At 51.7% G+C, this 13,514-nt stretch carries 13 protein-coding genes; 2 read left to right on the plus strand and 11 right to left on the minus strand.

From position 1 onward, the window contains the following. Window positions 1-137: 137 nt before the first annotated feature. Entirely contained in the window at window positions 138-1,049 is a 912-nt protein-coding gene (locus VXK30_RS09095) for a DMT family transporter (protein ID WP_275715896.1), read from the plus strand. 66 nt (window positions 1,050-1,115) lie between these two features. Here VXK30_RS09095 and uvrA read toward each other — a convergent pair whose 3' ends face one another. Genes uvrA through pyrE form a run of 4 tightly spaced genes read right to left on the minus strand, consistent with a single transcriptional unit; the run spans window position 1,116 to window position 7,300 of the window. Then, entirely contained in the window at window positions 1,116-3,935 is a 2,820-nt protein-coding gene (gene uvrA / locus VXK30_RS09100) for an excinuclease ABC subunit UvrA (protein ID WP_275715898.1), read from the minus strand. A 32-nt stretch (window positions 3,936-3,967) separates the two neighbouring features. Next, window positions 3,968-5,929 (minus strand): excinuclease ABC subunit UvrB, encoded by a 1,962-nt coding sequence (gene uvrB / locus VXK30_RS09105; RefSeq protein WP_275715900.1) that lies wholly within the window; start codon window positions 5,927-5,929, stop codon window positions 3,968-3,970. 3 nt (window positions 5,930-5,932) lie between these two features. Next, the gene (locus tag VXK30_RS09110; protein ID WP_275715902.1) at window positions 5,933-6,694 is read right to left on the minus strand and encodes a JAB domain-containing protein; all 762 of its coding nucleotides are present in this window, start codon (window positions 6,692-6,694) and stop codon (window positions 5,933-5,935) included. A gap of 24 nt (window positions 6,695-6,718) precedes the next feature. Next, complete coding sequence (gene pyrE, locus VXK30_RS09115) at window positions 6,719-7,300, minus strand: orotate phosphoribosyltransferase (RefSeq protein ID WP_275715904.1); 582 nt, start codon at window positions 7,298-7,300, stop codon at window positions 6,719-6,721. 149 nt (window positions 7,301-7,449) lie between these two features. Here pyrE and VXK30_RS09120 point away from each other — a divergent pair, with 149 nt between their 5' ends. Then, window positions 7,450-8,409, plus strand: a complete 960-nt coding sequence (locus VXK30_RS09120; protein WP_275715906.1) for an RluA family pseudouridine synthase — start codon at window positions 7,450-7,452, stop codon at window positions 8,407-8,409. A 118-nt stretch (window positions 8,410-8,527) separates the two neighbouring features. Here VXK30_RS09120 and hisE read toward each other — a convergent pair whose 3' ends face one another. The 7 genes from hisE to hisG are packed head-to-tail and all read right to left on the minus strand — an operon-like array spanning window position 8,528 to window position 13,508. After that, window positions 8,528-8,854 (minus strand): phosphoribosyl-ATP diphosphatase, encoded by a 327-nt coding sequence (gene hisE / locus VXK30_RS09125; RefSeq protein ID WP_275715908.1) that lies wholly within the window; start codon window positions 8,852-8,854, stop codon window positions 8,528-8,530. After that, window positions 8,847-9,203, minus strand: coding sequence for a phosphoribosyl-AMP cyclohydrolase (gene hisI / locus VXK30_RS09130; RefSeq protein ID WP_275715910.1), 357 nt, complete (start codon window positions 9,201-9,203; stop codon window positions 8,847-8,849). The genes hisE and hisI overlap by 8 nt, the downstream gene beginning before the upstream one ends. Continuing rightward, window positions 9,190-9,927, minus strand: a complete 738-nt coding sequence (gene hisA / locus VXK30_RS09135) for a 1-(5-phosphoribosyl)-5-[(5-phosphoribosylamino)methylideneamino]imidazole-4-carboxamide isomerase (protein ID WP_275715912.1) — start codon at window positions 9,925-9,927, stop codon at window positions 9,190-9,192. The genes hisI and hisA overlap by 14 nt, the downstream gene beginning before the upstream one ends. Window positions 9,928-9,948: 21 nt before the next feature. After that, window positions 9,949-10,524 (minus strand): imidazoleglycerol-phosphate dehydratase HisB, encoded by a 576-nt coding sequence (gene hisB, locus VXK30_RS09140; RefSeq protein WP_275715914.1) that lies wholly within the window; start codon window positions 10,522-10,524, stop codon window positions 9,949-9,951. A gap of 17 nt (window positions 10,525-10,541) precedes the next feature. After that, window positions 10,542-11,594 carry a histidinol-phosphate transaminase gene (gene hisC, locus VXK30_RS09145; RefSeq protein ID WP_275715916.1) on the minus strand — a complete coding sequence of 351 codons (1,053 nt, stop codon included), beginning with the start codon at window positions 11,592-11,594 and terminating at the stop codon, window positions 10,542-10,544. Between the two features lies 1 nt (window position 11,595). After that, complete coding sequence (gene hisD, locus VXK30_RS09150; protein WP_275715918.1) at window positions 11,596-12,873, minus strand: histidinol dehydrogenase; 1,278 nt, start codon at window positions 12,871-12,873, stop codon at window positions 11,596-11,598. Beyond that, a complete protein-coding gene (gene hisG, locus VXK30_RS09155; RefSeq protein ID WP_275715920.1) occupies window positions 12,870-13,508 on the minus strand; it encodes an ATP phosphoribosyltransferase in 639 nt (212 codons plus the stop codon). Before hisG ends, hisD begins: the two co-directional genes overlap by 4 nt. Window positions 13,509-13,514 lie beyond the last annotated feature (6 nt).

Raw genomic sequence — 13,514 nt, forward strand, 5'->3', positions numbered from 1 at the left:
GCAAAGAAATAATATTCTAAATTATTTATGAACATACAAAATTCATGCTGTGTCCTGCCGGAATCAGTCGCTTTTCTGTTGCGATAAAAATAGAATAATGTTATAATATCCGGGAACATAAAAACGAGGTGGCATTATTGAAAATTAAAAATCAGGCACTGGCCGCGGATTTGGGGCTGGTTTTCGTCACAATCATCTGGGGCAGCGCTTTTGTCGTCGTAAAAAACGCTACCGGCGCCGTTCCGACGAGCTACATCATTGCGATCCGTTTCGGGATCGCCGTTTTGCTCATGACTGTTTTTTTCTTCAAAAGGCTGAAAAAAATAGACGCCGACTGTATCAAGTCGGGTGCCGTCCTCGGGGTCCTGAGTTTTATCGCCTATTATTTGCAGACAACCGGCGTAAAATATACAACGGCGGGCAACAATGCGTTTTTAACGGCCGTCTATGTTGTGGTGGTGCCGTTCCTTTATTGGCTGCTGCGCAATAAAAAGCCGGATTTGTACAATATAGCGGCTGCATTAATATGCATTGCCGGAATCGGGCTTTTATCGCTGCACGCAGGGTTCACCATAAACATCGGGGATATTCTCTCTCTGCTGTGCGGAATCGCTTTTGCTTCACAGATCGTAGGTACCAGTATTTTAACCGAAAAGAATGATCCTATTCTGCTCTCCTACACGCAATTTGCCGTTACCGGAGTGATTGGCCTGGCAGTGGCTCTCTGCACGGAAACGTTCCCCGCCGGCCTGGGAACCGACTCCGTCCTGTCTCTTTTATACATCGGCGTATTCAGCACGTTGATCGCACTGGTTTTGCAAACCGTCTGTCAAAAGTACACCCCGCCCGCAAGAGCTTCTTTGATTATGTCGCTGGAATCTCTGTTCGGCTCGGTTTTCGGCATTATCTTTTTACAGGAAGCGCTGACGCCCAAAATCTTAGCCGGATCCCTGCTGATTCTGCTTTCCATTCTGATTTCGGAAACAAAGCCGTCTTTTTTCAGATGGAATCAAAAAAGGACGGAACTGCAGGAAGACAGCGCGGAATAAATCCATAGAAAACAAAAAACCTTCCGCACGGGGATTTTTCATCCTCCGCGGAAGGCTTTTTTATGCTCACAGCAATTTTTTCAGATATTTCCCGGTATAGGATTCCTTTACTTTTACGATCTGCTCCGGGGTTCCCTTTGCAATGACCTCACCGCCGCCGTCCCCGCCCTCCGGACCAAGGTCAATGATATAGTCGGCGGTTTTGATCAGGTCCAGATTATGCTCGATGACCACTACGGTGTTTCCGCCGTCCACCAGCTTCTGCAGCACTTCGATCAGCTTGTGGACGTCCGCGATATGAAGGCCGGTGGTAGGCTCATCCAGAATATAAATCGTTCTGCCCGTGGAGCGCTTGGAAAGCTCTGTGGCCAGCTTGACTCTTTGCGCTTCGCCGCCGGAAAGGGTCGTCGCCGGCTGGCCGATCTTGACATAGCCGAGTCCGACGTCCTGCAGCGTCTGCAGCTTGCGGGCAATGCGCGGGATGCTGGAAAAGAACTCCAAACCCTCTTCCACCGTCATCTCCAGCACATCATAGATGCTTTTGCCTTTATACTTGATCTCCAGCGTTTCACGGTTATAGCGTTTCCCTTTGCAGACGTCGCAGGGAACATAGACGTCCGGAAGGAAATGCATCTCGATTTTGATGATGCCGTCGCCCTGGCAGGCCTCGCAGCGGCCGCCCTTCACATTAAAGGAGAACCGGCCGGAATTGAACCCGCGCAGCTTGGCGTCCTGTGTGGAGGCATACAGCTCGCGGATATCCGTAAAGACACCGGTATAGGTAGCGGGGTTGGAACGGGGCGTTCTGCCGATGGGAGACTGGTTGATTTCAATCACCTTGTCCAGCTCCGAGATCCCCTTGATCTCTTTAAAAGCACCGGGACGGGATTTCGCCCCATTCAGTTCCGCCGCCAGGTATTTATATAATATTTCATTGATCAGCGAGGATTTTCCGGAACCGGATACACCGGTGACACAGACAAATTCCCCAAGCGGGATATCCACGTTCACATTTTTCAGATTGTTTTGCGACGCACCGATGATTTTCAGCTTTTTTCCGTTGCCCTTGCGGCGTTCTGCGGGAACCTCGACTCTTTTCACCCCGCTCAGATACTGTCCGGTAATGGATTCCTTACAGTTGACAATATCGTCCACGCTCCCGTTGAATACCACGTGGCCGCCGTGAATGCCCGCGCCCGGGCCGATATCCACAATATGGTCGGAGGCGCGCATGGTGTCCTCGTCGTGCTCTACGACAATGACGGTGTTTCCCAAGTCGCGCAGCCGCTTCAGCGTGGCAAGGAGCTTATCGTTGTCGCGCTGGTGCAGACCGATGCTCGGTTCGTCAAGAATGTAAAGGACTCCCATCAGAGACGAGCCGATCTGCGTGGCCAGACGGATACGCTGGCTTTCTCCGCCGGAAAGCGTACCGGACGAACGCGAAAGGGTAAGGTACTCCAGCCCAACGCTCTGCAGGAACCCAAGACGGCTTCTGATCTCCTTCAAAATAGCGCTCGCAATCATCGTGTCCCGTTCGGAAAGCTCCAGACGATTGATGAAATCCAGCGCCTGCGTGACCGATTTGTCGCAGAAATCGCTGATATTGATGCCGCCCACGGTTACGGCCAGGCTGATTGGGGAAAGGCGCTTGCCATGGCAGGCATCGCAGGGAATCGCGCTCATATAGGATTCGATTTCCTCTTTGATCCAGTTGCTCTGCGTTTCACGGAAACGCCGCTCAAGATTATTGATGATTCCCTCAAATTCGGTTTTATAGATTCCGCTTCCGTATTCGTTGCTGCGCTCGATCTGTATCTTCTCGCCCTTCGTACCGTAAAGGAGGACATCGATGATTTCCGGCGGCAGCTTTCCAAGAGGCGTATTCAGAGAAAAATGATAGTGTTTGGACAGTGCCGTCATGTACATGGAGGCGATCGTGCTGCCTTCCATCGCCCATCCGCTGGCTTTCAGGCCGCCCTTGCTGATGGAAAGGGACTTGTCCGGAATAATCAGGTCGGGATCGATTTTCATAAAGACACCCAGTCCCGTACATTTTGGGCAAGCGCCGAACGGATTGTTAAAGGAAAACATGCGCGGAGTAAGCTCCTCCACACTGATGCCGTGCTCCGGGCAGGCGTAGTTCTGGGAAAAGGTGATATCGTCTCCCCCGGCGACATTGATTACGATAATTCCGCCGGAAAGCGAGGAAGCCGTCTCGATGGAATCGGACAGGCGGGAGTGAATCGAGGGGTGGATGACCAGCCTGTCGACAATGACCTCGATCGTATGTTTCTTATTTTTTTCAAGCTGAATAGTTTCCGACAGATCATAGAGATTGCCGTCCACACGCACGCGGACAAAGCCGCTTTTGCGCGCGGCGTCAAACTCTTTGGTATGTTCGCCCTTGCGTCCCCGCACCACGGGAGCAAGCACCTGAATCTTTGTTCCCTCTTCCAGATTCAGGATGCGGTCGACAATCTGGTCAACGGTCTGCTGCTTGATTTCCCGTCCACAGATCGGGCAGTGCGGGATTCCGATTCTCGCGTACAAAAGGCGCAGATAGTCGTAAATCTCCGTTACCGTTCCGACCGTGGAACGGGGATTTTTGGAAGTTGTCTTCTGATCGATGGAAATGGCCGGAGAAAGCCCCTCAATGTAATCCACATCCGGCTTTTCCATCTGCCCCAGAAACTGGCGCGCATAGGATGAAAGGGATTCCACATAGCGGCGCTGTCCTTCCGCATAGATGGTATCGAAAGCGAGAGAGGACTTTCCGGAGCCGGAAAGTCCCGTGAAAACAATCAGTTTGTCCCTTGGAATCTCGATATCGATGTTTTTCAGATTATGTTCCCTTGCGCCCTTAACAAAAATGTTCTTTGCTGTCATTGATTATAATTTCCTCCGTAGCGTTTCGCCGGCTATTTTTCGCCGTTCAGTTGTTTGATTTTGTCACGCAGATAAGCGGCGTGCTCGAATTCGAGCAGCTTCGCAGCCGCCTTCATTTCCTTTGTGAGCTGTTCGATCATCTGTTTTCTCTCGATCGGACTCAGACGCTTCTGTTTCTTTCCCTTCTCGTCCTCTTTATGGGTGGAGATTTCCAGAATATCGGAAACCTTTTTCGTGATGGTTTTTGGAATAATCCCGTGTTCCCGGTTATACGCGGTCTGAATGGACCGGCGGCGTTCCGTTTCACGGATAGCGGATTCCATGGACGGAGTCACCGTATCGGCGTACATAATGACCTGTCCCTTTGCGTTGCGCGCGGCGCGGCCGATCGTCTGGATCAGCGAACGCTCGGAACGCAGGAAGCCCTCTTTGTCCGCATCCAGGATCGCTACCAGCGAAACCTCCGGAATGTCCAGCCCTTCCCGCAGCAGGTTGATTCCGACCAGCACGTCAAACTCTCCCAGGCGCAGGTCACGGAGAATTTCCATCCGTTCCACGGTATCGATATCGTGATGCATATATCTGACGCGGATTCCCATTCCCTCCAGATAGGAGGTGAGGTCTTCCGCCATTTTTTTGGTCAGGGTGGTAATGAGGACGCGCTCTCCGTCGGCGGTTCTCATGTTGATTTCGGAAATCAGATCGTCAATCTGCCCATCCGTCGGTTTGACGATAATCTCTGGGTCGACCAGTCCGGTCGGACGGATCACCTGCTCCACGACCTGGGCAGATTTTTCCTTTTCCAGATCGCCCGGCGTCGCACTGACGAAGACGGCCTGATTGACATGGCTGTAAAACTCGTCAAAATTCAGCGGACGGTTGTCAAACGCGGACGGAAGGCGGAAACCGAAATCGACCAGCGACTGTTTTCTGGCCCGGTCGCCCGCGTACATGGAGCGGACCTGCGGCAGCGTCACATGGGACTCGTCCACAAACAGCAAGAAGTCTTTCGGAAAGTAATCCAGAAGGGTGAACGGCGAGCTGCCCGGCGCACGTCCGGACAGAACGCGCGAATAGTTTTCAATCCCTTTGCAGAATCCGATTTCGGCCAGCATTTCCATGTCGTACCGGGTACGTTCCTGAATTCTCTGCGCCTCAATCAGCTTGCCGTTGGCTTTGAAAAACGCGACCCGTTCTTCCATTTCCCGTTCAAGATCGCCGATGGCGCGCTGCATCTTTTCCCGCGGGACAATGTAATGGGACGCCGGATAAATGGCAACGTGCTTTAAGACAGCCTTGAGTTCCCCCGTCAGCGCGTTGATTTCACTGATCCGGTCAATTTCGTCGCCAAAGAATTCCACACGGATCACCGTATCGTTCGACTGAGCGGGAAAAATCTCCACCACGTCGCCGCGGACCCGGAATTTATTACGGATAAAATTGATGTCGTTCCGTTCATACTGAAGCTCAACGAGCTTGCGCAGCAAATCGTCGCGGCTCTTCTCCATCCCCGGGCGCAGAGAAATCACCATGGTGCGGTAATCGATCGGGTCGCCCAGGCTGTAAATGCAGGACACGCTGGCAACGATGATGACGTCCCGGCGCTCCGAAAGGGCCGAGGTAGCCGAATGGCGCAGCTTGTCTATTTCATCATTGATCGCGGAATCCTTTTCAATATAGGTGTCCGTCGTCGCAATATAGGCTTCCGGCTGATAATAATCATAATAGGATACAAAATACTCGACCGCGTTTTCCGGAAAGAACTCCCGGAACTCGGAACAAAGCTGAGCGGCAAGCGTTTTGTTGTGAGCCAGAACCAAAGTGGGACGGTTCATCTGCGCGATGACATTCGCCATGGTAAAGGTTTTTCCGGAACCGGTCACGCCAAGCAGCGTCTGCTCGCGGTAGCCGGTCTGCAATCCCTGAACAAGCTGCTGAACCGCCTTGGGCTGGTCTCCCTTCGGCTGATATTGTGAAACTAATTTAAAATCCATTTTTTACTCCGTATCAAATCCGACATCAAAAATTCCCGGCATGATTCCGCTTTTCGCGATTGAAAAATAATCGTTTCCGCTCACGATAATATGATCGATAAGCTTCACTTCCACAATGTTCAACGCTTCATAGACCCACTGTGTGGAGCTTAAATCCTGTTTTGACGGCAGACAGTCTCCGCTCGGATGATTATGTGACAGAATCGCGTAAGCCGCGTTATACTCCACCGCAAGCCGGACAATCTTCTTGATATAAATATTGGCGGTGGCGACAGTGCCTTCATTGACCACACCGCAGTAAATCAGCCGGTTTTTGCTGTCGAGGAGCATCAGTACGATGACCTCGTCCGAACGGCCGATAAATTTGCTGGTTAAAAGACTGCCTGCTTCATTATAACTGAAAATCACATTTTTGTCTTTATCCAAATTTTCCTGGTAGCGGCGGCACAGCTGCGGAATGAGTTTTATCAGCATTGCCGCCGACTTTCCCACGCCCTCCACTTTCATCAGTTCTCCATAGGGCGCGTCGAACACCCCCGACAGCGACCCGAATTTCTGCAGGAGCGCATGGCCGATGGGATTGGTGTCCTTAAGGGGAATTGCGTAAAAAAGAAGCAGCTCCAGAACCGCGTGCGGCTCAAAAGCGTCAAGCCCATCCTTCAGGAATCTGTTTTTCATGCGGTCCCTGTGGCCGCCGTGCACGGGCTGGGCTTCGTTACTGATTTCCGGCGGCTGTTCCCTGCGCCGCTCCTTGTTTTGCTCCAACGCCGCCCGACCCCCAATCATCCATCAGATTTTTCTGCTGCCCGGTTTGACGGGCGCCGGAGCACCGGCCTTGCACAAAGGACATTCTTCCGGTTCCCAGGACTCCACTTCAACGGAAACGACCGCCTTAAAGGGAACGCCGAAATCGATTTTTCCGCCTGTCCGGTCAACAATGGAACCGACGCCGACCACTTCGCCTCTGGCTTCCTTCACCAACTCGATCACCTCACGGACCGAGCCGCCGGTCGTCACCACGTCTTCCACCACAAGCACCCTTTCCCCGGGGTTTACGGAGAAGCCGCGCCGCAAAGCCATTTTCCCGTCCTCGCCGCGCTCTGTAAAAAAGTTTTCGCAGCGGAGCGCGCGGCTGACTTCGTAAGCCATCTGGACCGCCCCCATCGCCGGTCCGATGACGATCTGAACATGATCATGACAATACTGTTCCGCAAGGGCCGCGCAAAGCTCCTCACTGTACCTTGTATTGCGAAAAATCCTGGCGCACTGGAGGTATTTGTTGCTGTGCCTGCCGGAGGTCAGTTTGAAATGCCCCTCCAGCAAAACCCCGGCCTCTTCCAAAATCTCCATGACCCTTTGCTGTGTTATCATAATTCGTTCTCCTTCTCGCATATTTCATTCTATTATATACTAAAAAATCTCTTTTGAAAAGTATTTCCGACTGTTGCCGCGGCCTGATCCGTGATATAATCTGGAAAGACGGAAGCACTGAAAATGTATCAAGTTAGGAGTCTTCCCATATGAAAGAAATAACCGTAGGCGCAAACGACGCCGGACAGAGGCTGGACAAGTTTCTCACGAAATCCTTCGGCAACCTCCCCCAATCCATGATGTATAAAAGCATCCGTAAAAAAGATATCAAGCTGAACGGGAAGCGGTGCGAAATTTCCACCCGCCTGAACGAGGGCGACGTTCTCACCCTGTATTTAAAAGACGAATTTTTTCAGCAGGAGCAAAAGGAATACGACTTTCTGAAAGCGCCGAACAAGCTCACGGTGATTTATGAAGACGAAAATATCATGATTTTAGATAAAAAGCCGGGATTAATCGTACACCCGGACGAAAATTATCATTTTGATTCCCTGATTGCCCGCGTTCAGCATTATTTATATGAGAAAGGGGAATACCGCCCCGAAAACGAAAATTCGTTCGCCCCGGCCCTGATCAACCGGATCGACCGGAACACCGGCGGCATCGTAATGGCGGCGAAGAACGCGGAAACCCTCCGCATCATGAATGAAAAAGTGAAAAAGCGCGAAATGCAGAAGCTGTATCTCTGCATTGTCCATGGAAAAATGAATCCGAAAGAAGCGGTGCTGGAAGGCTTTCTCCAAAAAAACGAAAGCCAGAACCGCGTCTATATTTCCCACAGGCCCGCCGCGGACACCAAATCGATCAAAACGCGCTACCGGGTGCTTGAAGAACGCGGAAGCTTCAGCCTGCTGGAGGTGGAGCTCCTGACCGGCCGCACCCACCAAATTCGCGCGCACCTTGCTTCCGTCGGCCACCCGCTCGCCGGGGACGGAAAATACGGCACAAACGCGATCAATAAGCAAGCCGGATTTTCCTATCAGGCCCTTTATTCCTACAAGCTGAAATTCACCTTTGACACGGACACGGGAATTTTGAATTACCTGAACGGTTCGGAATATGAAGCAAAGGATATCTGGTTCTTAAAAGACTTTTACAGCTGGGCGTGACCTCCTTATGGTAAGATACTAAAAACTCGCCGGGCGCCGGGAAAACGTGCCGCGCGGCAGGCGCGGCTTGATCGATTGCCTGTGCTGAAAAGAGCCGGCGCAAATGCGCCGGCTCTTTTCAGCTGTTTTTATCTACCTGATGAAAGGTTTTCAGATTCCCTGTTTTTTCACTGCGCTTTTCCAGCTCAGTCTGAATATCTTCCAGGGAGATGCCTTCGTTGACCATTAAAACGGTCAGATGATACAGCAGATCCGATAGTTCAAGGACGGTTTCGGCATTGTCTCCGTTTTTGGCGGCGATCATCACCTCGCTGCACTCTTCCCCGCATTTTTTCAGGATCTTATCAAGGCCCTTGTCAAACAGGTAACAGGTATAGGACCCTTCCGCACGAGTTTCTTTTCTTCTCTGTATGGTACTGTAAAGCTCCTGCCAGGTGTCAAGCATCGTTATCCCTCCAGATTTCATTAAAAAAGCAGCTGTGCGCGCCCGTATGGCAGGCGGCGCCCGTCTGTCTGACGACGACCAGAAGGGTGTCGTCATCACAGTCGCCGTGGACGCTCACAACCTTCTGCAAATGTCCGGAGGTCGCGCCTTTATTCCAAAGCTCCCGGCGGGAACGGCTGTAAAACCAAGTATATCCCGTCTCAAGCGTTTTTCTCATGGACTCCCGATTCATATAGGCCAGCATCAAAACTTCGTTTGTTCCGTATTCCTGAACAATCGCCGGAAGCAAATCGGATTTTTGAAAAAAGCGATCTATAAAGGTGTTATCCTTTCCATCAATACATTCCATTTGTTTTTCCCTTTCCGCAAAGCGCAATCGCTGCTTTCAAATCGAGCGCACCGGTATACAGGGCTTTTCCACAGATTGCCCCATACAGCTTCAAATCCAGTAAATCCGCGATATCCACAAGGCTGCTGACACCCCCACTCGCGATAATATTACAGGAAACCGCATGATTCAGCCGGTCCAGCATTTCCAGATTCGGGCCGGTCAAAGTGCCGTCCCGGGAAATATCTGTAAAGATAATATGCTTTACGCCGTACTGTTCCATCCTTTTGGCAAGCTCAAGATAATCCACTGCTGAGGTTTCCGTCCAGCCCTGCGCGGCAGCCTTGCCGTTTAAAGCGTCGATTCCCACCGCAATGCGCTCGCCATAGCTCTGAACAGATTCTTTGACAAGATGGGGATCGTTCAGGGCCGAAGAACCTAAAATGACTCTCGACACGCCATTGGAAAGATAAAAATCAATCGTTTCCATGCTTCTGATTCCGCCGCCGATTTCTATTTTCAGCCCGGAATTCTGCAGTACCTTAAAAACGATTTCCGAATTCACGGGATGAGCCGCTTTTGCGCCGTTCAGATCGACAACATGCAGCCACTTCGCTCCCGCGGACTCAAAAACCCTGGCGGTGGACACTGCATCCTGCGCCACTTTATGCGCCGTGCTGTAATCGCCCTTTACCAGACGTACGCATTCGCCGTCCTTAATATCGATTGCGGGCAAAATAACCATAGCCGTCTCCTATTGATGAAATTACAAGGACCCCTTTGTTGAAAGCACCCCCGAGGAAGTTCTTGTAGCCGCCAGCCGCATGGCGTGGGCAACGGCCTTGAACATTCCCTCGATCTCATGGTGCGCATTTTTGCCATATTCAATACGGGTGTGGAGCGTGATTCCGGCGTTGACCGCGAAGGCGCGCATAAAATCTTCCGTCAGGCAGGTATCGAATTCCCCCACCCGTTCCTGCTCGAACTCCGCCTGAAAAACAAGGTACGGCCTTCCGCTGATATCGACAGAGGCAAAGGCAAGCGCTTCGTCCATGGGCACAAAAAAGGTGCCGAAACGGGCGATCCCCGATTTGTCGCCAAGGGCCTCTGCAAAGGCTTTTCCCAAAACGATGCCGACATCCTCAACCGTGTGATGACCGTCGATCTCCAAATCGCCGACCGCCTCCATGGTGAGTCCAAAGCCTCCGTGTACGGCAAAGGCATTGAGCATGTGGTCAAAAAAACCGATTCCGGTTGAAATGCTCACTTCGCCGCCGTCAAGTGAAAGCGAAACAACAATATCCGTTTCCTTGGTTTTGCGTTTTTGTACCGACGTCCTCATTTTTCCGCCTCCCTTTGTTATTGAATCACTGTTTCAAAAACTTTGATAAACTCTTTGTTTTCTTCCATCGTACCTGCCGTCACCCGCAGAAAATCGCCCATAAAGCGGACGGCAATCCCTGATTTTAATAAGGCGAGAAAAATTTCCTCCGCCTGGGCAATCTGAAGGAATACAAAATTTGTTGCGGTGGGATACACATGCATTTTTTCGCTGTTGTTCTTTTCTATGCGCATCATTTCCGAATAGAGCATATTCCGGGAAGCAACGATGTCGTTGATACCGGAACGGATTAGATCGGGTTCTTTTAAAATAAGGGAACCGATTTTCTGAGTGAGGGAGTTCACGTTATAGGGCGATTTGACCGCTTTCAGCGCATTTGTCAGTGTCGGATTTGCTACGGCAAATCCGAGCCGGATTGCGGCCATGCCAAACGCTTTGGAGCAGGTTCTCAGAATCATGAGATTGTCGTATTGCTCCACCTCGTCCAGCAGGGACTGGTCCCAAAAGTCCATATAGGCTTCGTCAAGCACCACCAGCGCCTTTACCGATGTTATCAGCCGCCGGACTTCTTCTTTCGGCAGCCCAAGCGAAGTGGGATTGCAAGGATTGGAGAAGAGAATCAGCCTGACGTCATTTGCATTGGCCAATTCAATCACCTTATCCACGTCGATGGTCAGATCGGGATTTTTGGCGTAGACAATGCTTTTCGTTTCCACAATGGAGGCGTAAAAGCGATACATGGAAAAATCCGGGGACACCGTCAGCATCGCATCGCCCTTCATTAAAAAGGCGCCGCAGATAACGGATATCAGTTCGTCGGAACCGTTTCCGGCCGTAACATGGGCGGGATTGACCTGATAAAACTTCGCAAAGCTTTCGCAAAGCTCTGACGCCAACGGATCCGGGTACCGGTTATAAGCGGTAAACGCCGCCGATTCCATGATTTTCAATGCAATCCGGTTTGGAATGGGAAGAAAGGACTCGTTGGCATCCAGACGAATCGGATAGTGGCCGGTAATCGGGTCATACGGGCGCAGATCTCTGATTTTTTCATTTAACTGGTAAGCCATTTCAGCGCCTCACTTTAATCGAATTCGCGTGAGCGGTCAGGCCCTCGGCCTCTGCGAGCTGAATAATATCCTTCTGCGCCGATTTCAGCGCATCTTCCGTATAATAGATAAAGCTGGATTTCTTGATAAAGCTGTCCACCGAAAGCGGGGAGAAAAAGCGCGCGGTCCCACTGGTGGGCAAAACGTGGTTCGGTCCCGCGAAATAGTCGCCAAGCGGCTCCGGCGAATAGTTGCCGAGAAAAACGGAACCGGCGTTGTCGATTTTTCCGATATATTCCATCGGGTTTGCGGCGCAAACCTCAAGGTGCTCCGGCGCCAGCTCGTTGGCAAAGGAAACGGCTTCCTCCATGCTTTCGCATACCACCACCGCGCCAAAACGGTCCAGTGATTTGGAAATGATTTCCCTGCGCGACAGCTGGGGAAGCTGCCGGTCAATCTGGGCAACCGTCTGCTCCGCGATTTTCTCTGAAGTCGTCAGCAGAATAGCGGAGGCAAGCACGTCGTGTTCGGCCTGCGACATCAGGTCAGCCGCCAGAAATTCCGGATGCGCCGTTTCGTCCGCGATAATCAGGATTTCGCTCGGGCCGGCGATCATATCGATATCGACGGTGCCGTAAAGCTGCTTTTTGGCGGTGGCTACATAAATATTTCCCGGGCCGACAATTTTATCGACCTTAGGGATGGTTTCGGTCCCGAATGCAAGCGCCGCGACCGCCTGCGCCCCGCCGGCCAGAAAGACGCGGCCGACCCCGGCGGTCAGCGCCGCCGCCAGGATATCCGGATTGGGTTTTCCGTCCTTTCCGGGAGGCGTCACCATGATGATTTCTTTTACTCCGGCAATTTTGGCGGGAATCGCATTCATCAGGACGGAAGAAGGATAAGCCGCCGTTCCGCCCGGCACATAGATACCGACTTTTGACAGGCCGCGAATGCGCTGCCCCATCATTACTCCGCTTTCATCGGTTTGAAACCAGCTCTGCTGTTTCTGCCGGGAATGAAAATCCCTGATGTTCTCCGCGGCTCTGGCGAGCGCGGACAAAAAATCCGGTTCACACCGGCCGGTAAGTTCCTTCATTTCCGCGGCGGAAATTTCTGGTTTTTCGGGCAGGCTGCCGTCAAATTTCAGGGTATAGCCGCAAACCGCGTCATCGCCGTGACGGCGTACATTTTCAATAATTTCCGAGACGGCCGATTCCACTTCCCTGTCGGTCTCCTCATTCCTTTGTTTCAGCCGACTGATAAAATCGCGGCTGCCGCCTTTTCTCACAAGCTGTATCACGCTGTTCCCTCCTTTGCCCGGTCCATCTCTTCCGCAAGGCTCTCTATTTCCGTTTTTCGGATTTTCAGGCTTGCCGCGTTGACAATCAGCCTCGCGGAAATATCATAGATGCTTTCAATCACTTCGAGCCCGTTTTCTTTCAGGGTAGAACCCGTTTCAACAATGTCTACGATCGCGTCGGAAAGGCCCAGAAGCGGTGCCAGCTCGACGGACCCCTCAATTTTTATGATCCTGACGTCCATTCCTTTGCTTTCAAAATAATTTCTCGCGACATTCGGGTACTTCGTAGCAATGGTTTTAGAGGAATATCCGCTGAAAAAATCCCGGTTCTTCGGACCGGCAAGGGCAAATTTGCATCTGCCGAAGCCAAGGTCCAGCACTTCATAAAAGCCGCTTCCATGCTCCAGAATCGTATCTTTTCCCACGACTCCCAGGTCACAGGCGCCGTGCTCCACATAGGTGATGACATCGGCGGCTTTGGCAAGAACCACCTCAAACCGGTTCCCGCAAACCGGCAGAATCAGTTTGCGCCCTTTATTTCTTACGGCGGAACAGTCAAAGCCGATTTTCTCAAATAAGGCAACGGTATCATTTTCAAGCCTGCCCTTCGTAAGGGCGATTCTAAGTGGTTTCATTTTTTC

The sequence above is a fragment of the Caproiciproducens sp. CPB-2 genome, assembly GCF_036287215.1.
Lineage (GTDB): Bacteria > Bacillota > Clostridia > Oscillospirales > Acutalibacteraceae > Caproiciproducens.

Coding starts and splice junctions, on each gene's coding strand:
- hisB (WP_275715914.1), bottom strand. CDS start 10,524: ATGAGGACGTCGGTACAAAAACGCAAAACCAAGGAAACGGATATTGTT.
- hisI (WP_275715910.1), bottom strand. CDS start 9,203: ATGGAATGTATTGATGGAAAGGATAACACCTTTATAGATCGCTTTTTT.
- VXK30_RS09120 (WP_275715906.1), top strand. CDS start 7,450: ATGAAAGAAATAACCGTAGGCGCAAACGACGCCGGACAGAGGCTGGAC.
- hisC (WP_275715916.1), bottom strand. CDS start 11,594: ATGGCTTACCAGTTAAATGAAAAAATCAGAGATCTGCGCCCGTATGAC.
- hisE (WP_275715908.1), bottom strand. CDS start 8,854: ATGCTTGACACCTGGCAGGAGCTTTACAGTACCATACAGAGAAGAAAA.
- hisG (WP_275715920.1), bottom strand. CDS start 13,508: ATGAAACCACTTAGAATCGCCCTTACGAAGGGCAGGCTTGAAAATGAT.
- uvrB (WP_275715900.1), bottom strand. CDS start 5,929: ATGGATTTTAAATTAGTTTCACAATATCAGCCGAAGGGAGACCAGCCC.
- uvrA (WP_275715898.1), bottom strand. CDS start 3,935: ATGACAGCAAAGAACATTTTTGTTAAGGGCGCAAGGGAACATAATCTG.
- hisA (WP_275715912.1), bottom strand. CDS start 9,927: ATGGTTATTTTGCCCGCAATCGATATTAAGGACGGCGAATGCGTACGT.
- pyrE (WP_275715904.1), bottom strand. CDS start 7,300: ATGATAACACAGCAAAGGGTCATGGAGATTTTGGAAGAGGCCGGGGTT.